The organism is Candidatus Rokuibacteriota bacterium, from assembly GCA_016209385.1.
Taxonomy (GTDB): Bacteria; Methylomirabilota; Methylomirabilia; order Rokubacteriales; family CSP1-6; genus JACQWB01.
In genome coordinates this window covers 1-23,533 of the sequence record JACQWB010000049.1, presented here as the reverse complement: position 1 = coordinate 23,533, position 23,533 = coordinate 1, and the positions used below count along the sequence as shown (strand labels likewise).

General features: G+C 66.7%; 26 protein-coding genes, 4 tRNA genes and 1 other RNA gene. 24 read left to right on the top strand and 7 right to left on the bottom strand.

From position 1 onward, the window contains the following. Positions 1-29: 29 nt before the first annotated feature. Together HY726_03435 and HY726_03430 are read right to left on the bottom strand one after the other, a co-directional pair. Positions 30-830 carry an OmpA family protein gene (locus HY726_03435; protein ID MBI4608043.1) on the bottom strand — a complete coding sequence of 267 codons (801 nt, stop codon included), beginning with the start codon at positions 828-830 and terminating at the stop codon, positions 30-32. Between the two features lie 5 nt (positions 831-835). Continuing rightward, on the bottom strand, positions 836-1,099 hold the full coding sequence (locus tag HY726_03430; GenBank protein ID MBI4608042.1) for a hypothetical protein: 264 nt from the start codon (positions 1,097-1,099) through the stop codon (positions 836-838). A gap of 459 nt (positions 1,100-1,558) precedes the next feature. Here HY726_03430 and HY726_03425 point away from each other — a divergent pair, with 459 nt between their 5' ends. Together HY726_03425 and HY726_03420 are read left to right on the top strand one after the other, a co-directional pair. Then, a complete protein-coding gene (locus HY726_03425) occupies positions 1,559-1,993 on the top strand; it encodes a CBS domain-containing protein (protein ID MBI4608041.1) in 435 nt (144 codons plus the stop codon). 396 nt (positions 1,994-2,389) lie between these two features. Next, positions 2,390-3,778: a CoA transferase gene (locus HY726_03420; GenBank protein MBI4608040.1), complete on the top strand. Its 1,389-nt coding sequence runs from the start codon at positions 2,390-2,392 to the stop codon at positions 3,776-3,778. Between the two features lie 593 nt (positions 3,779-4,371). On the opposite strand, the gene HY726_03415 is transcribed toward HY726_03420, so the two are convergent. From HY726_03415 to HY726_03395, 5 genes are all read right to left on the bottom strand, one after another. Further along, entirely contained in the window at positions 4,372-4,545 is a 174-nt protein-coding gene (locus tag HY726_03415) for a hypothetical protein (GenBank protein MBI4608039.1), read from the bottom strand. Between the two features lie 43 nt (positions 4,546-4,588). Then, positions 4,589-5,485 carry a VacJ family lipoprotein gene (locus HY726_03410; GenBank protein ID MBI4608038.1) on the bottom strand — a complete coding sequence of 299 codons (897 nt, stop codon included), beginning with the start codon at positions 5,483-5,485 and terminating at the stop codon, positions 4,589-4,591. A gap of 274 nt (positions 5,486-5,759) precedes the next feature. Continuing rightward, positions 5,760-6,101, bottom strand: coding sequence for a cupin domain-containing protein (locus tag HY726_03405; GenBank protein ID MBI4608037.1), 342 nt, complete (start codon positions 6,099-6,101; stop codon positions 5,760-5,762). 169 nt (positions 6,102-6,270) lie between these two features. Beyond that, positions 6,271-6,498: a hypothetical protein gene (locus HY726_03400; protein MBI4608036.1), complete on the bottom strand. Its 228-nt coding sequence runs from the start codon at positions 6,496-6,498 to the stop codon at positions 6,271-6,273. A gap of 158 nt (positions 6,499-6,656) precedes the next feature. Further along, positions 6,657-7,223 carry a hypothetical protein gene (locus HY726_03395; protein MBI4608035.1) on the bottom strand — a complete coding sequence of 189 codons (567 nt, stop codon included), beginning with the start codon at positions 7,221-7,223 and terminating at the stop codon, positions 6,657-6,659. A 199-nt stretch (positions 7,224-7,422) separates the two neighbouring features. Between HY726_03395 and HY726_03390 the strand changes: the two genes are divergently transcribed. The 22 genes from HY726_03390 to dnaX form a co-directional block, all read left to right on the top strand. After that, complete coding sequence (locus tag HY726_03390) at positions 7,423-8,304, top strand: MurR/RpiR family transcriptional regulator (GenBank protein MBI4608034.1); 882 nt, start codon at positions 7,423-7,425, stop codon at positions 8,302-8,304. 17 nt (positions 8,305-8,321) lie between these two features. Continuing rightward, entirely contained in the window at positions 8,322-9,251 is a 930-nt protein-coding gene (locus tag HY726_03385; protein MBI4608033.1) for a glutamine phosphoribosylpyrophosphate amidotransferase, read from the top strand. A gap of 8 nt (positions 9,252-9,259) precedes the next feature. After that, complete coding sequence (locus tag HY726_03380; GenBank protein ID MBI4608032.1) at positions 9,260-9,949, top strand: glutamate synthase; 690 nt, start codon at positions 9,260-9,262, stop codon at positions 9,947-9,949. Then, positions 9,931-11,283, top strand: coding sequence for an FMN-binding glutamate synthase family protein (locus tag HY726_03375; protein ID MBI4608031.1), 1,353 nt, complete (start codon positions 9,931-9,933; stop codon positions 11,281-11,283). Before HY726_03380 ends, HY726_03375 begins: the two co-directional genes overlap by 19 nt. Positions 11,284-11,287: 4 nt before the next feature. Beyond that, positions 11,288-11,629, top strand: a complete 342-nt coding sequence (locus HY726_03370) for a sarcosine oxidase subunit delta (protein ID MBI4608030.1) — start codon at positions 11,288-11,290, stop codon at positions 11,627-11,629. Positions 11,630-11,635: 6 nt separating this feature from the next. Further along, a complete protein-coding gene (locus HY726_03365; protein MBI4608029.1) occupies positions 11,636-14,527 on the top strand; it encodes a (2Fe-2S)-binding protein in 2,892 nt (963 codons plus the stop codon). 3 nt (positions 14,528-14,530) lie between these two features. Beyond that, positions 14,531-15,208, top strand: coding sequence for a hypothetical protein (locus HY726_03360; GenBank protein MBI4608028.1), 678 nt, complete (start codon positions 14,531-14,533; stop codon positions 15,206-15,208). 42 nt (positions 15,209-15,250) lie between these two features. After that, positions 15,251-15,859, top strand: a complete 609-nt coding sequence (locus tag HY726_03355) for a hypothetical protein (protein MBI4608027.1) — start codon at positions 15,251-15,253, stop codon at positions 15,857-15,859. Between the two features lie 23 nt (positions 15,860-15,882). Then, positions 15,883-16,122, top strand: coding sequence for a type II toxin-antitoxin system HicB family antitoxin (locus tag HY726_03350; GenBank protein MBI4608026.1), 240 nt, complete (start codon positions 15,883-15,885; stop codon positions 16,120-16,122). Between the two features lie 191 nt (positions 16,123-16,313). Continuing rightward, entirely contained in the window at positions 16,314-16,631 is a 318-nt protein-coding gene (locus HY726_03345) for a DUF4258 domain-containing protein (protein MBI4608025.1), read from the top strand. A gap of 2 nt (positions 16,632-16,633) precedes the next feature. Further along, positions 16,634-16,837: a YgiT-type zinc finger protein gene (locus HY726_03340; protein ID MBI4608024.1), complete on the top strand. Its 204-nt coding sequence runs from the start codon at positions 16,634-16,636 to the stop codon at positions 16,835-16,837. 29 nt (positions 16,838-16,866) lie between these two features. Next, entirely contained in the window at positions 16,867-18,078 is a 1,212-nt protein-coding gene (locus HY726_03335; GenBank protein MBI4608023.1) for an FAD-dependent oxidoreductase, read from the top strand. Between the two features lie 56 nt (positions 18,079-18,134). Next, on the top strand, positions 18,135-19,517 hold the full coding sequence (glnT, locus tag HY726_03330) for a type III glutamate--ammonia ligase (GenBank protein ID MBI4608022.1): 1,383 nt from the start codon (positions 18,135-18,137) through the stop codon (positions 19,515-19,517). A gap of 251 nt (positions 19,518-19,768) precedes the next feature. After that, positions 19,769-19,863 (top strand) — tRNA-Ser (locus tag HY726_03325). Between the two features lie 2 nt (positions 19,864-19,865). Then, positions 19,866-19,942: transfer RNA gene (locus HY726_03320), tRNA-Arg, on the top strand. A 105-nt stretch (positions 19,943-20,047) separates the two neighbouring features. Further along, positions 20,048-20,476 (top strand): nucleoside deaminase, encoded by a 429-nt coding sequence (locus HY726_03315; protein ID MBI4608021.1) that lies wholly within the window; start codon positions 20,048-20,050, stop codon positions 20,474-20,476. An 11-nt stretch (positions 20,477-20,487) separates the two neighbouring features. Next, positions 20,488-20,583, top strand: a tRNA-Ser gene (locus HY726_03310). A 90-nt stretch (positions 20,584-20,673) separates the two neighbouring features. Next, positions 20,674-20,766 (top strand) — tRNA-Ser (locus HY726_03305). 83 nt (positions 20,767-20,849) lie between these two features. Next, positions 20,850-22,025, top strand: coding sequence for an N-methyl-L-tryptophan oxidase (gene solA, locus HY726_03300; GenBank protein MBI4608020.1), 1,176 nt, complete (start codon positions 20,850-20,852; stop codon positions 22,023-22,025). Between the two features lie 39 nt (positions 22,026-22,064). Further along, an RNA gene (gene ffs / locus HY726_03295) (signal recognition particle sRNA large type) lies at positions 22,065-22,331 on the top strand. Positions 22,332-22,425: 94 nt separating this feature from the next. Then, on the top strand, positions 22,426-23,055 hold the full coding sequence (locus tag HY726_03290; protein ID MBI4608019.1) for a DUF1326 domain-containing protein: 630 nt from the start codon (positions 22,426-22,428) through the stop codon (positions 23,053-23,055). Continuing rightward, on the top strand, positions 23,052-23,533 hold a 482-nt coding region (dnaX, locus tag HY726_03285), incomplete at its 3' end, for a DNA polymerase III subunit gamma/tau (GenBank protein MBI4608018.1). The genes HY726_03290 and dnaX, both read left to right, overlap by 4 nt.

Below are 23,533 nucleotides of genomic sequence, written 5' to 3'. Positions count from 1 at the left end.
AAGAGCCGCGGGGCTGCTGGGCGGGGCGCTCAGGGGGCCAGCGCGAAGATTTTTACGGCGCTTCGGCGGTTTTCGGCGCGCCCGGCTGCGGTGCTGTTGTCGGCCACCGGGTGAGCTTCTCCGAACGCGATCGAATGGATGCGGTGGAGGTCGAGCCCGTGCTCCACCAGGAAGCGCCGGACGGCCTCCGCCCGGCGCCGGCCTAGCTCGAGGTTGTAGGGCGCCGGGCCCACGGCGTCGGTGTGTCCCTCGAGGTCCACGACCAGGCTGGACTTCTCCTTGAGCTGCTTCACCACCCCCAGCAGTTTGCTCCGGGCCCGTTCGTCCAGCTCCCACTTGTCAAACCCGAAGGTGACGACGGCGGTCGACACGAGGTGGCGCTGGGTCCGGACCTCGGCGGCCCGAGCAAGGGCTTGTTGGGCTGCCCGGCTTGCTTCCTCCGCCAGCGCGCGCGCCCCCGCCACCCGCTCCTTTTCCTGCTCGAGTTCGGCCTCCAGCCGCCCGAGGCGCTGCTCGAGGTCGGTTTCGCGGTCAACCTGCGGCGCGGGTCCCGAGGCCCTGGCCTGCCGCCGCGCTTCCTCCGCTTCCATGTCTTCCACGTACTGGTCGCAGGCAGCCCGGCCCAAGAGCGCCCCACGACCTTCGTGATAGGGCGCTTGATACACGACAGCCCGCCGGGCGTTGACATCCGCGTAACACTGGCGAGCCGTATGGCGCCAGGCGAGCGTCGGCTCGGGTCCCGGTACGGCCGTGGGTGCGACGCACCCGGAAGTCAGGGCGACCGTCAGAACCCAGAGCGCTCGGCTCAGTGATCGCCGCGTCTCTCTCACGTCCCTCACTCCCTTGCCGGCAAGGCCCCCGCCCGTCGCCAGAACCAGAGGTCCAGGCTCTCGTCGTGACAGAGCAGGCCTTCCACGCCCGTGTGGAGGCGAACCCTGAACCAGCGCGTCCGTGTCGCCGCCCGGATGTCCTCGCTGGCCCAGCCGTCGAGGACGATCAGCTCTTCCCAGCGGTCGTCAGCCCAGAAGCGCCGCGGGGTCTCGCCTCCCCGGCTACCAGCGTAGCACTCAACGCGAACCCGGTCACCCGGCTGAAGCATCGACTGTGGTTTTACCCCCAGCTTACCCTGGTCTCAGCGGCGCGGCTGCCGCCCCAAACGGGTAAGAACGCGTTCAAGGAAGCCGTGCTCACGAGGTAAAGCAGCCCGATTCCAAAGGCGGTCGAGGCGCAAATGGAGTCGATCCAATCGTCCAACCCCGGATGGGGGAATACCCATGTTCGCAACAAGAGCACCCACGGAAGCGGGAACACGAACAGTGCCAGCAAGATCAGGATGGGGTCCAGTTTCCTTTCTCCTCTATTCGAAGCGTTCTGGATGGTTGAAACAAGCCGGATCTTTGCGCCTTGTGAGGGTCTTCACGAGTTTAGGAAGCCGAGGAGAGGTGCATCCGCTTCCGCGTGGAGTTAGAATCGGATCAGCCCGGACGGGGTGACTGAACCTGGGTCGCGGGTTCGGGCCGTGAGCCGGCGGTGGTGACCGGAGAGGGAGGGGCGGACCATGAAGGTGGCAGCGATCCTGAAGGCCAAGGGCGCCAGCGTCTCGACGACACCGCCCGACACGACTCTGTCAACCATTGCGTGGGAACTGAAGTCGAAAGGCATAGGGGCCCTGGTCGTCAGCGAAGACGGGACCACGATCCTGGGCCTGATCGCGGAGCGTGATATCGTCCACGCCCTCGCCGAACATGGAGCGAAGCTGTCGGGGCTCCGTGTCTCCCAGGTGATGAGCCGATCCGTCATCACCTGCACGCCGGAGGACAGCGTCACGACGGTCATGGCCCTGATGACGCGCTATCGGGTCCGCCACATTCCCGTGGTCGAAGACGGGAAGCTCCGCGGGATCGTCAGCATCGGCGATGTGGTCAAGCACCGCCTGGACGAGCTCGCGATGGAGGCGAACATCATCCGGGAAGCCTACATCGCCCGCCGCTAGGGAACCCGGAGGGGGGCTCCGCCCCCCTTCCGGACCTCCCCCATTGCTGTTCGAGCGTGGCGGGTTCGGCCATTATTCGGAGGGGGGCTTCGCCCCCCTTCCGATACCTCCCTCCAAGCTTGCGCGGGCAAAGCCCGCGCTCGATGCCGTGAGGCAGGCCACCCGCCGCGCGAGGCCCGAGTTCATTGCGCGGGCAAAGCCCGCGCTCGATGCCGCGAGGGAGCGGGCTCCGGCCGCAGGCGGGTCGCGCCGCGCGAGGCCCGAGTTGATTGCGCGGCCGGGGTACCCGCGAAGTGGGTGCGCGCTCGGAGTGGAAGATCATGAACTCGACGGTGTGGCTCAGCCAGGCCGCGCGGTTTACCGGGACGGCCTGCTAGACGGGAAGGCTCGCGCCACATGAGCGAAGCAGCAACTGCGCTCGCGCAACTGTGGAGCTGGGCCGACTGCGATCCCGCCGCGCTCGAATGCACCCGGCTGACGGGCGGCGATCCGGTCCTGCCGACCAACTTCAAGATCGGGACGGCCGCGACGGCGACCATCGCGGCGGCGGGGCTGGCGGCCGCGGAGCTCTGGCGCCTCCGCACCGGCCGACGGCAGCGGGTCGCGGTGGACGCCCGCGCCGCGGCGGTGGCGTTCCGCAGCGAGCGCTATCTCCGGGTTGACGGGCGCACGCCTCCGGACGCGTGGGGCCCCATCTCCGGCTTCTACCGCGTCGGCGACGGGCGTTGGATCCAGCTCCACTGCAACTTCCCCCACCACCGCGACGGTGTGGTCCGCCTCCTCGGGTGCGATGGGACGCGCGAGGCGGTGGCGGCCGCGGTTCCGGGGTGGAAGGCGGGAGAGCTCGAGGACGCGCTGGCGGCCGCCGGACTGTGCGCCGGGATGGTGCGCGCTGCCGAGGAATGGCGAGAGCACCCGCAGGCCCAGGCGGTGGACCAGTTGCCAGTTTTCGAAATCATCAAGTTAGGTGATGCTCCGCCCGAGCCCTGCGGGGACGGCGGCCGGCCGCTGTCCGGGGTGCGAGTCCTCGATCTGACGCGGGTCATCGCCGGGCCCGTGTGCGGGCGCACGCTGGCCGAGCACGGCGCGGAGGTGCTCCTCATCACCGCGGAGCACCTGCCGCATATCGACATGCACGTCATGGACAACGGGCGCGGGAAGCTGTCCGCTTACCTGGACCTGCGCCGGGCGGGCGGGGCCGACCGGCTGCGGGCCCTGGTCCGCCGGGCCGACGTCTTCGCCCAGTCGTACCGTCCGGGCGCGCTGGCAGCTCACGGCTTCTTACCCGAGGAGGTGGCGCGGCTGCGGCCCGGCATCGTCTACGTCACAGTCAGCGCCTACAGCCACGCCGGACCGTGGCGGGAGCGGCGAGGGTTCGACAGCCTGGTCCAGTCCGTGAGCGGCATCGCCCACGAGGGTGGCGTGGCGACCGGGACCGCTGCGCCGAAGCACCTCCCGGCGCAGGCGCTCGACCACGCGACCGGCTACCTCGCGGCCTTCGGCGCGATGGTGGCGCTGGCGCGGCGGGCGCGGGAAGGCGGCAGCTACCTCGTGCGGGTCTCGCTCGCTCAGACGGGACGGTGGATCGATCGGCTGGGCCGGGTGACTGGCCACGGCACTCCCGAGCTCACGCTCGGGGACATCGAGGATCTTCTCCAGGTGGCGGAGTCTCCCTTCGGCCAGCTCCAATGCGTCGCCCCGGCGGCCCAGCTCTCAGAGACGCCGGGCTACTGGGGGCGTCCCTCAGTGCCGCTCGGGACCCACTCGCCGACATGGCCGACTTGAGCCCGAAGACCGCCAGGGGGCCCTCTGCGGGGGAATCAAGGTAATCAATGACTACCCGGAGTCGGGTTGGAGTGAGAAGCGGAATCGGCGCGCGAGGATGCGGTTTGCTCGCGGGCGGGCTGTTGCTGCTGCAGGCTGGCGGCGCTCTGTCGTTGTCGGGCACGCTCGAGCAGATCAGAGCCGCAGCCACGGCAGGGACCGCCACGCCGATGTCGCGGCTCCTGGACCAGGTGCGAGCCTCGGCAATGAGGCCTAGGGTCGTGCTGCCGCAGCCGGAGCGTGAGCTGCCTCGCTCCGGAAGCCTCTGGGTGCCTGAGCGGTTCGTGTCGATCCCGGGTGAATCCGGAGTCGTGCGCGTCCCTGCCCACTGGGAGCACCGGATATCCGACCGCGAGGTTTCCGTCCCGCCGCTCGTGATTCTCTCCCCCGAGGGCTCAGTCCGAATAATCCCCGGTGGTGTGCGCCGGGCCACAGATCCTCGGTAAGGGCCGGTCGCCCGCGTCGACCGAGTTATCCGGGGCTGAGACGCCGTGGCTCAGCGGCTGATCGCTGGAGGGTCGTCTATGTGATTGCTCGCGGGCGCACGGAAAGTGCTATCGGTGGTCGCCGCCCGCCTGAACTTCACAGAACGCCAGAGCGGCCCGCCAGACCGCGCCGTACCGTTCGCATTCCAACTGTGCGGTCATTTCCAGAGAGGTGCCAGGCACGGAGGCGCAGCCGGAAAGCAGAGCGGCGACTAATGCGAGCGCTGTGACGATGCCTTTCATGTCGCTAGCCTCCCTAGGCTCATTTTCGCTGGCGTGGTCGCGCTCACTCCCTGATGAGCTTCTGGCGGCGCTGAAGGTAGGCGTTGCGGAGGGCGCTGTAGAACTCGACCGTGGTCTCCTCGAACCCCTGGTAGAGGTCGAGGTTGAGCGCGCGATCGTTGATGGTGTCGCCGATCCTCATCCCCGCGCGGTCCCAGACGAAGGGTAGGACGTAGACAAGAGGATCCATCGCCCCATCGACGGCGTAGCCGAGGCCGTCGCGCACGGTCAGCGGGGGCAGGAAGGGCAGCACGAGATAAGGCCCGGGCCCCATCCCCCACACTCCCAGGGTCTGGCCGGCGTCCTCGTTGCTCGCCGCGATGTCGAATTCCGTTTTGGCGACGTCGAAGAGCCCGCCGACGCCAAGGGTGCTGTTGATGAGGAACCGCGACAGTTCGCGGCCCGCGCCGGCAAACTTGCCCTGGAGCAGGCTGTTCACGAAGCGCGGGACCGTGCGGATGTTGTCGAAGCCGTTGGAGATCAGCTGTTGCACGGGCTCGGGGAGGACGTAGTTGTAGCCCTTGGCAGCCGGCTTGAGGACCCAGCGGTCCAGCCAGCGGTTGAACTCGAACATTTTCTCGTTGAACGACTCCCAGGGGTCGTACTCCTCGATCTCGACGTCGGCGGGTGGGCTCTTCGCCGTCGTCTGGGCGAGCAGGCTCATTTCGGCGATGGCCGCCGGGATCCAGGGGGTTTCCTCGCCGCTTGCGTCGGCCGCCGTGGCCGGCCGCTGGCCAGCGTCCTCATCCTGACCGTCAGCCGCGATCGCGCCGGGGGACGCGAGGTCGCGGAGCTCCGCGGTGGGGTCGGGGGCGGCTGAAAGGCTGGCGCATCCGCCGAGCGCGAGGACCAGGACGGCGAGTCGCACCGCGTCTGTCAATCCGCTTGAGTCAGGCCGCACGGCTTCCTCCTGGACTGCGGCGTACCCACCCCGGGCAACGGCTGGCGGCGAACGCACTAGAGACTAACTTAACACGGCGTCGTGGACAACCGGAAACTGGAGTGCCGCCGGTGCTCGTGCGCGGTCCTCGCCCCGACGCGAGACCGGGGCGCGAGGGTGCACCCCCCGGGCGGCCTGGGAGCCTGTCGGAGTAATGCCTTCGAGCGCGGGCTTCGCCCGCGCAAGTTCCTCGGGGGGAGGTCCGGAAGGGGGGCGTAGCCCCCCTCCGGGTTCCCTAGGCGAGGAACTCGTTCGGCTGCTCGAAGATGCCGAGGACGATGCAGCCGTCGGGACTCCACGCGGTGTGGATCGAGCCCGGCCGGCGCCAGACGAAATTCCCCGCGGTGCAGGCGCCGTCGTCGTCAACGAGCGTGCCCTCCAGGACGAAGCTCTGCTCGACGCCGACATGACGGTGGTTGGGGAGCCGGGCGCCGGGAGCCATGCGGACGAGGGCCGTCTGCCGGCCCGAGGCGTCCGCATAGAGCACCTTGGTCTCGACGCCGGGGTACTTGGTGGGCTGCCACTCGATCCTGGACACGTCGAGGTAGACGGACCGCTCGGTCTCCTTGAGGATCATCGGCCGGCTCCTTGTGTGAATCGGAGGGGGCCTCGGCAGCCCCCTCCGAATCCTCCCCCATGATGATGGTTCGAGCGTGGCGGGTTCGGCCATGCCGCGAGGCAGGCCACCCGCCGCGCGAGGCCCGAGTCAATTGCGCGGGCAAAGCCCGCGCTCGGACTCGGAGGCGTCATCCGAGCACCTCGCGGTAGATCTCCTCCGTGTAGCCGCGCACCAGCAGGTCCCCGAGCACCAGGACGGGCACGCGGAGGAAGCCGTCGTCGTGGACCAGGTACTCCAGGATCTGGTTGTCGGTAATGGAGTTCTGCTGCGTGTCGAACCTCAGGGTCTGCTGACCCGCCTTGACGACGAGCCGTCGGGCGCCCCGGGCCAGCGCCAGGGTGGCCGCCCGGTCCACCGGGGCCTGCTCGACCAGGTGGCTCTCGTAGGCGATCCCCTTTTGCGAGAGAAACTCCCTCGCGCTGGCGCAGGTGGGTCAACTGTCCTTGTTGTAGAGGATGGCTCGGTCCATACTTCGGCTTCCACCCTTGCCCGGGATTGTACTACAGGGCCGCCTCAGGGATGGGCGGGCGGCTGTTCCGGCTGCCGCTGGCCGCCTTGATGCTCCGGCTGAACGGGTCGGACCAGGTGGCGCCAGGTGAAGAACTCGCGGATCGGCGCCTGCCCGGCCTCGGGAGGGATCACGAGAGGAGTCTGGAGGCGCGCGGTCGCGAAGCCCAGGCTGGCGCGATAGGCGAAGCTGTAGAAGAGCACCGGGCGCTTCAGCAGATGCTCACCGTTCACCAGGATGTCCAGGGTGACGTGGAGCAGCGCCCCGAAGAGGTAGCCGAGGAGCGCGGGGCGTGGCCAGGCCACGCTGAGCAGCGCGAGCGTCACCAGCAGCTCGAGAGAATGGAGCGCGAGGACGATGCGCTGGTAGCGATGCCTGAAGTAGTATCGGAGGAACTCGGTCGGTCCGGGGCGGCGCCACTGTCTTTCGAAGGCCAGGTAGTCGAGGTAGTGATCCGCGTCGATCAGGAAACCGCCGGCAAAGCACCCGCCGGCCAGCTCTGCCGAGCCCGTGACCACGTAGCCCGCACCGCCCAGGGCCAGGGCCGTGGCAAGGTGGCCTCCGGGCTTCACGCGCGCACCGGCGTGGAGGCGACCATACGGGAAAGCTATGACGGGGCGCGGCCGGTGTCAAGCTTCTGCCTTCCCTTAAAAAGGCCCTTGACAACCGCCACCCGACTGACAAGAATGACAGAAAAATTTCATAACCGGTTGTTTGTGCAACTTTTAATACAAGCTTGCTGTCCCGTTTGGCTCCCGATGGGAGGGGAGAGTGTCCCCTGACAGACCGCGTCTCTCGCCGAAAAGTCTCCTGATCCAGCGCCTGAAGCAACAAGGGGGCCGCCTGTCCGGGAAGCCGGCTGCGCTCGCCAGTTTTCTGCTGGAGGAGTACCGGAAGGCCGCGTTCATGACGGCGGCCGAGGTGGCGAGCGAGCTCGAGATCAGCCCGTCCACGGTCATCCGCTTCGCCGCATCCCTGGGCTACGACGGGTACCCGGCCCTGCGCCGCCACCTCCACAAGATCGTTCAGGAAGACCTCACCGGCACCGATCTCTTCGCCGCGCACTTGAGGCGCCGGGGGCCGAATCTGCTCCACTCGCTCGTCCGGCGTGAGATTGAGAACCTCTCCCGCCTCCTCAAGGACACCTCGCTGGACGACCTGGACCGCCTGGCGGGGCTCATCGCCAAGGCCGAGCGGGTCTTCGTGGTGGGGCTCAGGGCCTCCTCGGCCCTGGCCCGGTACTTCGGCTACCATCTGAGCAAAATCCATAACCCGGTCGTGACCATCACGAACGGCAGCGACATGGCCTTTGATCCCCTCTCGGTGGTTGGTGCTGCCGACGTCCTGATCGCCATCGGGTTCCCCCGCTACCCGCGGGAGACGCTGGAGATCGTGGACTTCGCCCGCCGCGAGGGAGTGTTGGTGGGCGCGATCACCGACAGCGTGCTCTCCCCCCTCGCGAAGCGGGCGGACGTGGTCGTCCCGGCGCGGGCCGAGGTGGTCTCCTTCGTCGATTCCTTCTGCGCTCCCCAGGTCCTGCTCACAGCCCTCCTGGTCCAGGTGAGCGTGAAGAACCAGGCCAAGACCGAGGGGCGCCTCAGGCGATTCGAAGAGATCGCCGATCGGCAGCGCCTCTTTTACTCGGGCGCCTAGCCCGGGAGAGGCAGGCTATGTGCGGTATCGTCGGTTTCCTGAACAAGCGCTCCGACGGGGAGGCGCCGATCGGCAAGATCCTCCTCTCGCTGCTCACCGCTCTGGGACGACGCGGCCCTGACTCTGCGGGCGCCGCCCTCTACGGTGACCCTCAGGGGTTCGCGGTCCGGGTCAAGCTCGGCGAGCGTGGCGACCTGGCGCCGCGCGCCGCCCAGGTGACGGAGTGCGCTCGGGCCTTTGCCCAGGTGGCAGCCGCGGAGATCCAGGGCCACTACCTCCGCCTGGTCGTGGACGCGCTCGGAGAAGTCCGGGCGTTCGAGGCCGCCCTGGAGACAGTTCATCCCGAGGTAGAGGTCGTGAGTGTAGGACGACGCCTGGAGATCATGAAAGAGCTGGGCCCGCCGGCCAACCTGGAGACCACCTTCCGACTCTCCGCCCTCCGCGGGAGCCACGGCATCGGTCACACGCGCCTCTCCACCGAGAGCCGTGTGGACCTCTCCCACTCGCAACCGTTCTGGGCTCACGGAGCCCTCGACCTCGCGATCGTCCACAACGGTCACATCACCAACTACCACAAGCTCCGCCGCCGGTACGCGCAGCGGGGGACCCGCTTCTACACGGAGAACGACTCAGAGGTGATCGGTGTCTATCTGGCCCAGCGCATGGGCCAAGGCCTCCCGCTGGACGAAGCGCTCCGGGCCTCGGTGAGCGACCTGGACGGCAGCTTTTCCTATCTCGCCGCCACCGCAGACGCCCTCGGCTACGCCAAGGACCGGTTCTGCCTCAAGCCTCTCATCGTCGCTGAGACCGATGACTTCGTTGCCCTGGCCAATGAGGAAATCGCGCTCAGCACGACCTTTGAGATGAAGCTCCAAACCCTGGAGCCTTCGAATCGGCAGGTCCGGGTCTGGTCCCTGCCCCCGCGCAGCCGACGTCAGGTGGCCTGAGTCCGACAGTGGCCACCGTGGACTGCGAGGGGAAAACCACCCGGGAGATCAACCGGGAGGTCCACCGGTTGATCGAGGCGGGAGCGCGCGAGATCACCCTGCTCAACCCCCGGGCCCGGCACAACTTGGCGGTCGCAATTCTCCGGCCAGTGAGGATCCGCATCGAGGGGAGCGTCGGGTACTACTGCGCCGGAATGATCGACGGCCCCACGGTAGAGATCCAGGGCTCGGCTGGCTGGGGGGTTGCCGAGTGCATGATGGACGGCACCGTGATCGTGGAGGGCAACGCGGGGAATGGCGCCGGGGCCTCCATCCGTGGGGGCACGGTGGTGATCAGGGGCGATGCGGCGGCGCGGGCCGGGATCTCGATGAAGGGCGGGTGCCTCATCATCCAGGGGAACGCCGGCTACATGACCGGCTTCATGGCCCAGAAGGGGACCATCATTATCCTCGGCGATGCTGACGAAGCCCTCGCCGATTCCATGTATGAAGCTGAAGTGTTCATCGCCGGCCAGATCGCGGAGTTGGGGAACGACGCCGTGATCCACGAGCCCAGCCCTGCCGAGCTGGCCGCCCTCAGGGCCACGCTGGACCGCTTCGCTCTCGCGGTCCCGAGACCGCTCAAGAAGGTCGTGGCGGGGCGCAAGCTCTGGAACTTTGACAAGAAGGATTTTGAACTATGGAAGCAAGCTCTGTAAGAGACAGGCGGGTTCTTCGCCCCAGCGGGATCTTCTCGCCGGACGTCATCGAAGACATCCAGGTCAAGGCCGAGCTCGGGCGGTACCGGATCCGGGGGTTTGGGACCTTGCGGGACCGCCCGCTCCCGTCCTTGGACGATCTCACCTTCCTGCCCTGCACGCTCACCCGCGTCCCGCTCGAAGGGTACCGGGAGAAGTGCAGCACCAAGACCGTGTTGGGCACCCGCTTCGCCGAGCGACCCATCGAGCTCGAAATTCCGGTCATGATCACCGGGATGAGCTACGGCGCGCTCTCCTACAACGCCAAGGTGGCTCTGGCCCAAGGCGCCTCGAAGGTGGGGACATCAACGACGACCGGAGACGGCGGCATGCTCCCGGCAGAGCGCGAGCACTCGAAGATCCTCATCTATGAGGTTCTCCCGAGCCGCTACGGGATAGATGTCCACCACCTGAAGGTGGCTGACGGGATCGAGCTCACCGTGGGCCAGGGAGCCAAGCCGGGAACGGGAGGTGTGCTCCTCGGCTCGAAGGTCTCGGCCGAGATCGCGCGGATGCGAGACCTGCCGGAGGGCGTGGATCAGCGAAGCCCGGCGCGCCACCCCGACTGGCTTGGCCCCGACGATATGATCATCAAGATCGAAGAGCTCCGGGAGGCCACCGACTGGCAGGTCCCCGTCTTTGTCAAGATGGGGGCCACGCGGGTCTACGACGACGTGAAGCTCGCCGCGAAGGCTGGGGCCGACGTGATCGTGGTGGACGGGATGGAGGGTGGCACCGGTGCCTCCCCCGAACTCCTCCAGAACCACACGGGGATTCCCACGCTGGCAGCGGTCTGTGAGGCCCGGCGGGCGCTGGAGGATATGGCGCTCTACGGCGAGGTGCAGCTCATCATCGCCGGGGGGATCCGGAGCGGAGCTGACGCTGCCAAGGCCCTGGCCCTTGGAGCCGACGCGGTCTACATCGGCACGGCAGCGCTGATCGCTCTCAACTGCAATAAATCGCTTTATGTCGAAGACTATCACCGGCTCGGGACCGAGCCCTACGCCTGCCACCACTGCCATACCGGTCGCTGCCCGGTCGGGATCACTACCCAGGATCCGGAGCTGATGAAGCGTCTGCCGATCCCTGAGGCGGCCGAGCGCGTCGCCAATTTCCTGCACGCGATGACGCTCGAGATTCAGATGCTGGCCCGGGCCTGCGGGAAGGCGGATGTCCACGACCTTGAGCCCGAAGACCTGCGCGCGTTGACTGTCGAGGCTTCCGCCATCACCGGGATCCCCCTGGTCGGGACCAACTGGGTGCCCGGGGGCGAAGGGCAGCACGCATCGGGGTAGGTGCGTGTCCGTTCTGCTTCCTTGCCCCAACTGCGGCCCCCGGGATGTCTACGAGTTCCGCTTTGGAGGCGAGTATCAGAAGCGGCCAGGCCCAGAGGCCCCTCCCGAGGCCTGGGTCGACTACCTCTACCTTCGGGCCAACGAGGCCGGAGCACAGAAGGAGTGGTGGTACCACCGCCTAGGCTGCCGCGCCTGGTTCTTGGCAGTCCGGGATACGCGCAGCAACACCGTGCTTCAGGTCTTCAGCCCCGTGGAGACTCCCTCGGAGGGGGGCTCCGCCCCCCTTCCGAACCTACCCCCGGAGGGTTGCGCCGGCGAAGCCGGCGCTCGACAGGCCGCGGAGTAGTTTCACGTGAGCGACGCGCGCCTGCCTGCGCATCCCTCGCAACGGGTTAATCGGGGGAAGCCCATTACCTTCACGTTCGAGGGGCGGCCGGTTGAGGCCTACGAAGGGGAGACCGTGGCCGCGGCCCTCTATGCCGCGGGGGTCAGGACCTTCAGCCGGAGCTTCAAGTACCATCGGCCGCGCGGGCTCCTCTGCGTGGCGGGCCGTTGCCCCAACTGCCTCATGGAGGTAGACGGAACGCCGAACGTCAGGACCTGCATCGAGCCCGCGCGTCAGGGGATGAGGGTCCTCGGTCAGCACGCCTGGCCCTCCATCGAGCGCGATCTCTTCGCGGGCTTCGACAAGCTGGACCGGATCCTCCCCGTGGGCTTCTACTACAAGACGTTCATCCATCCCACCTGGCGCTGGCCTACCTACGAGAACGTGCTGAGACACCTCGCCGGCCTCGGCCACCTGGATATCGCGCGAGAGCCCGAGGGCCGCGGGGAGCACGTTCATCTCCACACAGACCTCGCCATCGTCGGCGGCGGCCCTGCCGGGATCGCCGCGGCCCTCGAGGCCGCCCGGCTCGGTGTGGAGGTCCTCCTCATCGACGACGAGCCAACCCTGGGTGGTCATCTCCAGTGGCAGCTCCTCCCTTCTGAGGGCGAGCAGCCTGGGTATGCGCTCGCCCGGCACCTTGCTCACCTCGTCCGGGGCGAGCCCAAAATCCGCCATCTCGCCGGAGCTCTGGCCTTCGGGCTCTACGAGGGCCGGCTCCTCGGAGTGGCCCAGGGGGAGCGTCTGATCAAGGTCAGGGCCCAGCGGATCGTTGTCGCCACAGGAGGGTTCGAGACCCCGCTCGTCTTTCAGAACAACGACCGCCCCGGAGTCTTCCTTGGCGCAGGCCTTCAGCGCCTGACGGCGCTCTACCGGGTCCAGCCCGGACGGCGTGTCCTCGTGGTCGCCAACAGCGACCGGGGCCTGAGCCTCGCCCGGGAACTCCTCGCCGTGGGGCTCGAGGTTGCGGCAGTGGCTGATGCGCGCCCCGGCCCTCCGGACCGCCCCGATCTCAGGGACCTCAGTGAGGCCGGAGTCCCAGTGCTCTCCGGTCACACGATCTTGGAGTCCCGAGGCCGCAAGCGCGTGGAAGCCGCGGTCCTAGTCCGTTTGGCCGAAGGTGCCAGGCTCATCCCGGGCTCGGAGCGGATTGTTGAGTGTGACCTCATCGCTCTGAGCACTGGCTGGGAGCCGGACTCAGCCCTTCTTGCTCAGGGCGGCGCGCGGCTTCGCTATCGCGCAGATCTCGGCGCGTTCTTCCCGGAAGACCTCCCACCCTGGCTCTTCGCCGCAGGCGAGGTCACAGGAGCCCACGGCCTTGCCGCCATCCAGCGCGACGGCCGCCTCGCGGGGCTCACGGCGGCTCTCTCCCTCGGCGCCGGCGACCAGAGAGACCAGGCTCTTGCTGGCGCCCTGGAAAGGGAGGCCAGCCAGCCGCTGGCGGTCCGTTCCCTCGTGAGCGTCCCTCACCAGAGGCCCAAGCGCTTCGTCTGCCTCTGCGAGGACGTGACCGAAAAGGATCTGGCCGATGCGATCCAGGAGGGCTTCGACCACATCGAAACTCTCAAACGTTACACCACGGTGACCATGGGCCCCTGCCAGGGGAAGATGTGCCACCTCTCTTCCATCGGGATCTGCGCCACCCTCACCGGGCGGAGCCTCCCAGAGACCGGGACCACCACGGCCCGCCCACCGGTCAAGCCTGTCCCGCTGGGCGTTCTGGCCGGCCCGACCCACCAGCCTGTGAAGCTCACCCCCCTCCACCACCTTCACGCCGCGCTGGACGCCACGTGGATGGACATGGGCGCCTGGAAGCGCCCCCTTGTCTACTCCTCTGTGGAGGCCGAGTGCCGGGCTGTCCATGAGCGCGTGGGGCTGATCGACGTGAGCACGCTCGGGAAGCTCGACATCAAAGGCAAGGATGCCGCTCAGTTTCTCGACTGGATCCACCCCAACCGCTTCAGCGATCTCAAGGTGGGACGGGTCCGCTATCGGGTGATGCTTGATGACGCCGGGATCATCCTGGATGACGGGACAGTGGCTCGCCTTGGCGAGGACCACTTCTTCCTCACTACGGGGAGCGGGAGCCTCGAGATGGTGGAGGAGTGGCTCAACTGGTGGCTCGCCGGCAGCGATCGCTGCGTCCACGTGACTGACGTAACCGGCGGCCTCGCTGCCATCAACCTGGCCGGCCCCAAGTCCCGGGAGGTGCTCGCGCGACTCACCGACCTCGATCTCTCCCCCGAGGCGCTCCCATATCTGGCCGCGGTCCAGGGCAAGGTCGCGGGAATCCCGGTCCTCATCCTGAGAATTGGCTTCGTGGGAGAGCTGGGGTACGAGATGCATTTCCCCGCAGAGTATGGGGAGTACCTCTGGGAGGCGTTGATGGAGGCCGGTAGGGAGTTCGGCATCGCCCCCTTTGGCGTGGAAGCTCAGCGGGTGCTCAGGTTGGAGAAGCTCCACATTATCCCGGGCCACGACACCGACGCCCTCAGCAATCCCCTGGAGGTGGACATGGGCTGGGTCGTGAAGCTGGACAAGCCAGACTTCATCGGCCGGGCCGCGTTGGCACGCGTCAGGGCCGGAGGGCTGCGTCAGCGGCTGGTGGGTTTTGAAATGCTGACCTCGACGGTCCCCGGCGAAGGCGACGCGGTGGTGGCTGACGGCTTCCCTGTGGGGCGGGTCACGAGCGCCAAGTGGAGCCCTGTCCTCGGCCGCACCATCGGGATGGCCTGGGTGCCGCCCGAGATGGCTGTGGCCGGGGGCGAGCTTCGGATCAGATCTGAGGGCCGGATCCACGTCGGGCGGCTGGTGACAAAGCCGTTCTATGACCCGGACGGGAAGCGCCTCAGGAGCTAGCCCGTGGCGACGTCGCTTCTCCGTCCCTTCAAGGTCAGCGCCCTCTACCGCGCGCATCAGGGCCTCGGCGCGCGGTGGGTGGAGGACGGGGAGTGGCGCCTCGTGGAGGCGTTCGCCGACCCTGACGTAGAGGCCGAGAAGGTGAGGCAAGGCGTTGGGCTCCAGGATGTGAGCGCGATCGGGAAGCTGGATCTCAAGGGGCGCGAGGTCGAGCGGGTCTTGGACGGCTTCGGTTCTCACGCTCAACTCTCAGTTCTTCGTCTCAGGCCCGATCACTACCTCATCCTTACCCCGCCGGGACGCCAGGGATCTGTCGCTGAGGCTATGCTCCAGACGCTGAGCCAGGCGGTGGGCTGCGCTCACCTGACCGACGTGACCTCGGCTATATCAGCCTTCACTCTCGTGGGCCCAAGGGCAAGGGAGGTCCTCGCGAAGCTCACCTCACTGGATCTCCGTCCCCATATTTTCCCCAACGAGGCGTGCTCTCAGGGCGGGCTCGCCAGGGTTCATGCCATCATCGTTCGTGATGACTGGGGTCGGCTCCCGGCCTACCGCCTGCTCCTGGGACGTGAGCACACTCAGTATGGGTGGGAGGCCGTCCGAACCGCAGGCGCAGCCCTCGGGCTCATTCCCTTTGGCATGGCAGCCGAGCGCCTCCTGCGGCCTCGAAGGCAGGATTGACCGGATCCGTCGATTGCTTCTAAGGGAAAGATGTCAGCGACAATGAAAGCTTTGATGCTAAATGCCGTTAGGGAATTTCTGGGGCTTCTGCGGCACCGTTTTGATGTGGGCGTTTTAACCACGGAGGATAGTGTCCGCTACACGTTTTTCGCCGCATTACTACGGACCGATGTGCGCCCTGAGCAGGTTGTTTTGGAGTACCCGCACCCTTCGATCCGACGCGCGCGAATCGACACGGTTATTGTGGGTGCTGACCGGTCGCCTAAGATCGCGATTGAGTTTAAATACGACAGAGCAAATCCAGGAGGGACAAATCAGCCGATGCCTCAGAAGGCTGGTGCAACTTTTGCCGATTTCGTCCGGCTGCTCAAGTTGCCCTGGCAGATCGGCCGGTACCTGGTGTACCTAACCGATAAAGAGCTCGCAGGTTATCTAGCGAATCCTCGGAATGGCCTCTCGGAGGTCTTTGGCCTCAGGGAAGGAACACATCTGAAACTGCGAAGCGACTTCTTCAGGGACCGGTCTGCGACCTTTCTTGATTCCATGGGAGAATGGCCCGGGCCTGCTACTCTATACGGAATTGCGTCTGCGAACCTCGCACAGGACCATTATCTGAGGATCTACAAAATTCAACCGAGCAACGCAGCTTAGCTAAATACCAGGGAGAAACCACCATGATTCGACAATACTTAGAGAAGGCGCTAAGAAGCGCGCGTTACGACAAGTTGGAGGACGGCACCTTCTACGGAGAAGTTCCCCGCCTGCGAGGCGTGCTGGCCACCGGTGAGACGTTTGAGGCGTGCCGGAATCAGCTCGCCGAGGTAGTAGAGGAATGGGTGCTGGTGCGGGTAGCTAAGGGTCTGGCTGTTCCGCCACTCGGGAAAATTGCGGTGAAAGTGAAGAAAGCGGGCTGATGCCGCGCTGGGGGCCGATCAGTCGCCGGGAGCTGATCCGTGGGTTGCGAATTCTGGGCTTTGAGGGACCGTTTTCAGGAGGCCGACATCAGTTCATGGTGCGGGGTGATGTTGTCGTCACGATCCCAAACCCGACGGAAAGCGGGCTTTGTGGCTTCATAATTTGAGCACCGACCAGGGTATGAGGATTTATGTCGGCTGGCATCCTGGAAGAGGTGAGGGCTGCCGCAAGTAAGCGGATTCTCTTCACGCCGCATGCGATCCGGCAGATGTCCCTTCCAGAGCGAATGATCACGCCGGCCGAAGTTCGCGACGTGGTGGCAACAGGCGAACCGGTGGAAGAGTATCTTGAGGACCCGCGAGGTCCCAGCTGCCTTCTCCTCGGCTTTGGCGATGGCGGGCGACCCCTGCATGTGGCGTGCGCTCCGAAGATGGAATACCTCGCTGTCATTACGGCCTACATTCCCGATCCACAACGGTGGTCAGCCGACTTCAAGAGGAGGCTATAGGGATGGAATGCATCCATTGTAAAAGCCGGATGGAGAAAGCCACGGCGCCCTTCAGCATTAGCCGCAAGGGCTACCACGTCATCTGGGATGCTATCCCAGCTTGGGTCTGCATCCAGTGCGGCGAACCATATTTTGAAGCACGAGAGGTTGAACTTATCCAGAATGCATTGCGAATCCTAGACCGAGAGACTGCTGCACTGATATGAAGGCCGAATTTAACGAGGCGCGCTAAGCCATGTGGCAGCTCCTGAAGCGCGAGCGGATGTGGAGCGCCCGGCCGCTCAAGGACCGCTACGAGGTCGTCATCATCGGCGCCGGCGTCCACGGGCTCGCGACGGCGTACTACCTGGGAAGGCTGGGCGTGAGGGACGTGGCCGTGCTGGAAAAGAGCTACATCGGGAGCGGGGCCAGCGGCAGGAACACCGCGATCATCCGCTCCAACTACCGGACGCCCGAGGGCGTGGTCTTCTATGACGAGTCAGTCCGGCTCTACGAGGAGCTTTCGGCCGAGCTGGGGTACAACGTTCTCTTTTCCCAGCAGGGTCACCTCACCCTGGCCCATACCGACTCCGCGGTGAACGGCCTCCGGGTCAGGGCTGAGGTCAACCAGCTCATGGGAGTAGACAGCCGCCTGATCTGGCCTGCCGAGATCAAGCGGCTCGTCCCGGCCATCGACATCTCCCCGCGGCCCCGCTACCCGATTCTGGCCGCGCTCTACCACGCTCCCGGCGGGATCATCAGGCATGACGCCGTGGTCTGGGGCTATGCCCGGGGCGCGGACCGGATGGGGATCGCGATCCACCCCTTTACCGAGGCTATCGGGATCGGAACCTCAAACGGCCAGGTGACCTCGGTCCACACCACCCGGGGCGAGATCAGGGCCGGCACCGTCGTCAATGCTACCGCGGGCTTCTGTTCCACCGTCGCCAAGCTCGTGAGGCTCAAACTTCCTATCGTCACCTACCCGCTCCAGGCCTTCGTCACCGAGCCGCTCACCCCGTTCCTCGACAAGGTGATCGTCTCCGCCAATCTTCACGTGTACGTCAGCCAGACAGATCGGGGCGAACTCGTGATCGGCTCAGAGATCGATCCGTACAGCTCGTACAGTTACAAGTCCACCCTGCCGTTCCTGGAGGCTACGGCGGCCCACACCCTTGAGCTGTTCCCCTGCCTCAGGGAGGTGCGAGTCCTGCGCCAGTGGACAGGTGTCTGCGACATGACCCCGGACTACAGCCCGATCATGGGGGAAGTACCAGGGCTGAAGGGGTTCATTCTCGACGTGGGTTGGGGCACCTACGGCTTCAAGGCGGGCCCGGTTTCGGGCAAGCGAATCGCTGAGCTGATCGCCACAGGGAGGACTCCAGAGGTGCTGAAGCCCTTCTCCATCACACGCTTCTGGGAAGACCGGCTCGTGGGCGAGAAGGCGGCGGCGGCGGTTTCTCACTGAGGGGAACGGGAAGGGGTAGGTCGTCGGCCTGCTTTAATGACGTGGAGGGAATCCCCATGACTAAGGACGAGACGAAGGAACGGCTCAAGGAGGGGACGAAGGAACTGCTGAAGAAGGACAAGGTGGATTACCTCCTGGCCCAGTACGTGGATCTCCACGGCACGCCGCGCTGCAAGGGGGTCCCGGCGCGGGCCTTCGATGACTTTCTCGCGGGGAGCGCCGGATTTGCGGGGGCCGCGGTCTGGGGGATGGGCCAGGGCCCCCACTCCCACGACATGATCGCAGTTCCTGATCTCGCCAGTTACACCCTTGTCCCCTGGGAGGAGGGGGTCGCCCGCTTTGCCTGCGACATCCACGTGGACGGCAAGGAGTGGCCCTACTGTGCCCGGACAGTTCTGAGGCGGGCCGTGGAAGAACTCAGGCGCGCGGGCTACACGATGATGGTGGGCGTGGAAGCGGAGCACTTCCTCGTGCAGCGGAAGGAAGACGGCTCCGTTGTCCTCTTCGACCCCGACCGCATCGATACCATGGCCAAGCCCTGCTACGACTTCAAGAGCCTGGCCGCCAACATGGGCTACCTCAGGACCCTGGTCCGCTACATGGAGCAGCTCGGCTGGGAGCCCTATGCCTCCGACCACGAGGACGCCAACGCCCAGTTCGAGATCAACTGGCGCTACGCCGACGCGCTCACGACGGCTGACCGCTACACCTTCTTCAAGATGATGACAAGCCAGGTGGCCCGGCGCTTCGGCGCCATCGCCACCCATATGCCCAAGCCCTTCGCCCACCTCACGGGGAGCGGAAGCCACTTCCATTTCTCGCTCTGGGACCCTGAGGGCAAGCGGAACCTCTTCCTCGACGAGAAGGACCGGCGGGGGCTCGGGATGTCCCAGCTTGCCTACCACTTCCTGGGTGGTCTCATCGCCCATGCCCGGGCCCTCACCTGTGTGGTGGCGCCGACGGTCAATGACTACAAGCGCCTCTCCGTCGGGGAGTTCCTGACCGGTGCGGCGTCAGGCTTCACCTGGACCCCGGCCTGTATCAGCTATGGGGACAACAACCGCACCCAGATGTTCCGGACGCCTGAGCCTGGGCGCTTCGAGTGCCGGGTGGTGTCAGGAGCCGTGAACCCCTACTTCGGGATGGCAGCCTTCATCGCTGCCGGCCTCGATGGCATCCGGCGGAAGCTTGACCCGGGCGAGCCGAACCTCGGCAACCTCTACGAGCTGTCGCTGGAGGAGGTCAAGGCGCGCAAGCTCCAGTTCATCCCCCAGAGCCTTCCCGAAGCCCTCCAGGCACTGGACGAAGACGACGTGGTTCAATCGGCTTTAGGCGCCGAACTGACGCAGGAATTCTTAAGAGTCAAGCGCCAGGAGTGGGTCCGCTACCACAACACCGTGAGCAGGTGGGAGATCGATACCTACCTCACGCTCTTTTAGCCCTTCCCGCTGCCGAGGCGCGTGAGGCGCGATCAAGAGCCTGAGCCGGCTTTTCGCCCGCCTGGCGGTCAGCCCTCAGCGGCCCGCCTCAGGCCTGGGCCAGATCAAGACTCGCTCGACACCGCCACGAGCGCCGATCCCTCAGCCCCGCCACGGGAGCATGAGGTTCGTTCCCCTAGGGCTTTTGCCCTGGGGGCGCGTCGCTTTCCGCCGCGAGGGAAATGCTTTATAGTATGAGAGCTTCACCACTTGGAGAGGTGGCCGAGCTGGCCGAAGGCAGCCGCCTGCTAAGCGGTTACAGGGGCAAAAACCTCTGTCCCGGGTTCGAATCCCGGCCTCTCCGCCACGGCGCCCATAGCTCAGATGGATAGAGCGTCGGACTACGAATCCGAAGGTCAGAGGTTCGAATCCTCTTGGGCGCGCCACTGAATTCTGCGGCGTCAGGGCTGCCGGGTCGCGCGAGCTTTGCCGCGATGGGCTTTTAGGTGGGGACGCCTCGGGAAGCGCGCGACGCTGAAGATGCGCGGTGGATGCGCGAGGCGCTCGGCGAGGCCCGGCGGGCCCTGGCTGAGGGTGAGGTTCCGGTCGGCGCCGTGGTGGTGCGGGACGGCGAGCTGATCGGGCGCGGGCGCAACGCGCCGATCGGCCAGAAGGACCCGACGGCCCACGCCGAAGTGCTGGCGCTCCGCGAGGCTGCGCTGGCGGCGGGCAACTACCGGCTGCCGGGCGCGGTCCTCTATGCGACCGTCGAGCCCTGCGCCATGTGCTGCGGGGCGGCCCTCCACGCGCGCGTGTCGCGCGTGGTGTTCGGGGTTGGTGATCCCAAGGCCGGGGCTGCCGAGTCGCTCTATCGCCTGCTCGGAGATCCGCGCCTGAACCACCGCGCCGAGGTGGCGGGCGGGGTCCGGGCCGAGGAGTGCGGCGCGCTCCTCCGCGAGTTCTTTGACTCTCGGCGGTAACGACAGAAGCCGGAGGGGTGGCCGAGCCCGGTTGAAGGCGCTCGACTCGAAATCGAGTAGGGGCGCTAGAACGTCCCTCGGGGGTTCAAATCCCTCCCCCTCCGCCAGTGAGTCGGAGGGGGCCTCGGCGGGCCCCCTCCGAAATCCTCCCCCATGAAGGGTTGCGCGGGCAAAGCCCGCGCTCGAACGGGACGCGTGGAGAGGTGCAGGAGCGGCTTAACTGGCACGACTGGAAATCGTGTGTGCGCCCAAAAGGCGTACCGAGGGTTCAAATCCCTCCCTCTCCGCCATTCAGCTTCGGTGAGGGGCGCGCCCATGTCACGTCCCGCGGGCGAGGGTGCGTGCCACTTGCGAATCCTCCGGTGAGCACCTGATGGACGCGAGCTTTGATGCGGTCGTTCTGGGCCTGGGCGCGATGGGGAGCGCCGCGGCGTACCAGCTCGCCAGGCGGGGGGTCCGCGTACTGGGGATCGACCAGTTTTCGCCCCCCCACGTCTACGGCTCGACCCATGGCGATACGCGGATCACGCGGCAGGCGATCGGCGAGGGGGAGGAGTACACGCCGCTGTCGCTGCGGTCGTACGAGCTCTGGCGCGAGATCGAGCGGGAGACCGGCAAGGAGCTGCTGACCGTCACGGGCGGGCTGATCATCTCCAGCCCGACGAAGCTTTCGCATCACCACGTCTCGAATTTTTTCGAGCGGACCGTGGCCGTTGCGGCCAAGTACGGCATCCCGCACACGTTGCTCGACGCGCCCCAGATCAGGCGGCGCTTCCCCCAGTTCAGCGTCCGGGACGCCGAGGTCGGCTACTACGAGCCCGACGCGGGCTTTCTGCGGCCGGAGGAGTGCGTGCGCGCCCAGCTCGCGCTCGCCGAGAAGTCTGGCGCGCGGCTCGCCCTCGGCGAACGGGCCACGGGGTTCAGCGCAGACCGCGGGCGGGGGGTGACCGTACGGACCGACCGGGGCGAGTACGCCGCGGCGAGCCTCGTCCTGAGCGCCGGCCCCTGGCTGCCCCGGCTCCTCGGGCCGGAAGGCGAGCAGGTGTTTACCGTCAGTCGGCAGGTCATGTACTGGTTTGACGTGAACGGCACCGTCGCCCCGTTTTTGCCGGAGAGGTTTCCGGTGTTCATCTGGGAGGTGCCGGATCGCCCCCAGGTCATCTATGGCTTTCCCGCCGTGGACGGACCCGGGGGCGGGGTCAAGGTCGCCAGCGAGCAGTATGAGACCAGCACGACGCCGGACACGGTCAGCCGCGAGGTGACCGGCGCCGAAGTGCGGGCGATGTACGAGACGTACGTGGCGCCGTACCTCCGCGGGCTCGGCAACCGCTGCATCAAGGCCATGGCCTGTCTCTACACGGTCACGCCGGACTTCGGCTTTGTGATCGACGCGCACCCGAACTATCCACAGGTGATCATCGCCTCGCCGTGCTCCGGCCACGGCTTCAAGCACTCCGCGGCGCTCGGCGAAGTGCTCGCCCAGCTCGTGGTGGACGGCAAGAGTACAATTGACGTCAGCAGGTTCACGCTACGCAGGTTCGTCAACTGAGGGCGGACGGAGCGCCGGATCACGCGGTCGGCGGCTTGGCCGTGCTAGATGGGGAGGTAGCGGTGCCCTGTAACCCGCAATCCGCTACAGCGGGGTTGAATCCCCTCCCGAGGGCCTCCCGCGTTGAATCGAGCCTCACGGGGCGGCGTTGAAGGTTGGGCCCCACGCAACGGGAATCGTCGAACCCCGCCAGGCCCGGAAGGGAGCAACGGTAAGGCGACCCTCCCGGGTGCCGTGGGAGTACCTGACCGGAGCAGGTTCCGTGGGGAGATCGCAGGGCGGGAGCGTTCGACGGGGGGTGCACGGCCATATGCTCGGAGGGGGGCTTCGCCCCCCTCGGTTCTCCCCCCGGCGGGACAGGGAGAAAAACGGGTAGGCGTGAGGAGGGAGGGACGCAGGGATGGCGGAGCGATGGCACATTAAGGGCGAGTACCTGGAAAACTGCAACTGCGAGCTCCTCTGCCCGTGCCTGCTCGGGCCGCGCGACGCCCGGGGCGGCGCCCTGGCTCGCCCCACCGAGGGGCACTGCGATGTCCCCCTGGTGTTCCAGATCCAGGCCGGGGAGTACGGGGCCATCAGGCTCGATGGCACCCATGCGGCGATGATGGTCCACACGCCGGGCGCCATGGGGGAGGGGAAGTGGACCGCGGGGCTCTACCTCGATGAGCGCGCCACGCCGGAGCAGCGGACGGCGCTCGAGACCATCTTCACCGGCCAGGCGGGCGGGGTGATGGGATTTCTGGCCACGCTCATCGCGACACGGCTACTGACCCGTGTGGTTTCGATCCGCTTTGGAAAGGAGGGGCGGCGCCGCTGGGCCAGCATCCCCGAGGTGCTGGACGTGGAGCTTGAGGGGATCGAGGGGCGGGACCGGAACTCCGAGGTCTGGCTTGAGAACGTCAAGCACTTCGCCTCGACGCGGCTGGCCGCGGCCAAGGCCACACGGTCGTCCTACCGGGATCACGGCTTGGCGTGGAACAATACCGGCCGCAACGGCCACTACGCCGGCTTCGAGTGGAGCGGCCCGTGAGCTATCAGGTGCTGGCGCGAAAGTGGCGGCCGCAGACCTTCGAGGCTGTGGTGGGCCAGGAGCCCGTCACCCGCACGCTCCGAAATGCGCTCGCCTCTGGCCGCGTCGCCCACGCCTACCTCTTCGCTGGGCCCCGGGGAGTCGGGAAGACCACCACGGCCCGGCTCCTGGCCAAGGCGCTTCTCTGCAGCTCCCGGAGCGACCCGGAGCCGTGCTGCCGCTGCGGCGCGTGCCAGGAGGTCCAGGCCGGAACCGCCGTGGACGTCATCGAGATCGACGCCGCTTCCAACCGCGGCATCGACGAGATCCGCACCCTTCGGGAGAACGTGCGCTACGCGCCGGCCCGCGGCCGCTACAAGGTGTACATCATCGACGAGGTCCACATGCTGACCGAGCCGGCGTTCATCGCCCTGCTCAAGACCCTGGAGGAGCCGCCCCCCCACGTGGTCTTCGTCCTGGCCACCACCGAAGCCAAGCG

Bases quoted from the DNA above. Each gene is read 5' to 3' on its own strand.
- HY726_03430 (MBI4608042.1), bottom strand. From the start codon at position 1,099: ATGCTTCAGCCGGGTGACCGGGTTCGCGTTGAGTGCTACGCTGGTAGC.
- HY726_03425 (MBI4608041.1), top strand. From the start codon at position 1,559: ATGAAGGTGGCAGCGATCCTGAAGGCCAAGGGCGCCAGCGTCTCGACG.
- HY726_03420 (MBI4608040.1), top strand. From the start codon at position 2,390: ATGAGCGAAGCAGCAACTGCGCTCGCGCAACTGTGGAGCTGGGCCGAC.
- HY726_03415 (MBI4608039.1), bottom strand. From the start codon at position 4,545: ATGAAAGGCATCGTCACAGCGCTCGCATTAGTCGCCGCTCTGCTTTCC.
- HY726_03405 (MBI4608037.1), bottom strand. From the start codon at position 6,101: ATGATCCTCAAGGAGACCGAGCGGTCCGTCTACCTCGACGTGTCCAGG.
- HY726_03385 (MBI4608033.1), top strand. From the start codon at position 8,322: ATGTGCGGTATCGTCGGTTTCCTGAACAAGCGCTCCGACGGGGAGGCG.
- HY726_03375 (MBI4608031.1), top strand. From the start codon at position 9,931: ATGGAAGCAAGCTCTGTAAGAGACAGGCGGGTTCTTCGCCCCAGCGGG.
- HY726_03355 (MBI4608027.1), top strand. From the start codon at position 15,251: ATGAAAGCTTTGATGCTAAATGCCGTTAGGGAATTTCTGGGGCTTCTG.
- HY726_03350 (MBI4608026.1), top strand. From the start codon at position 15,883: ATGATTCGACAATACTTAGAGAAGGCGCTAAGAAGCGCGCGTTACGAC.
- HY726_03345 (MBI4608025.1), top strand. From the start codon at position 16,314: ATGTCGGCTGGCATCCTGGAAGAGGTGAGGGCTGCCGCAAGTAAGCGG.
- HY726_03340 (MBI4608024.1), top strand. From the start codon at position 16,634: ATGGAATGCATCCATTGTAAAAGCCGGATGGAGAAAGCCACGGCGCCC.
- HY726_03335 (MBI4608023.1), top strand. From the start codon at position 16,867: ATGTGGCAGCTCCTGAAGCGCGAGCGGATGTGGAGCGCCCGGCCGCTC.
- glnT (MBI4608022.1), top strand. From the start codon at position 18,135: ATGACTAAGGACGAGACGAAGGAACGGCTCAAGGAGGGGACGAAGGAA.
- HY726_03315 (MBI4608021.1), top strand. From the start codon at position 20,048: ATGCGCGAGGCGCTCGGCGAGGCCCGGCGGGCCCTGGCTGAGGGTGAG.
- solA (MBI4608020.1), top strand. From the start codon at position 20,850: ATGGACGCGAGCTTTGATGCGGTCGTTCTGGGCCTGGGCGCGATGGGG.
- HY726_03290 (MBI4608019.1), top strand. From the start codon at position 22,426: ATGGCGGAGCGATGGCACATTAAGGGCGAGTACCTGGAAAACTGCAAC.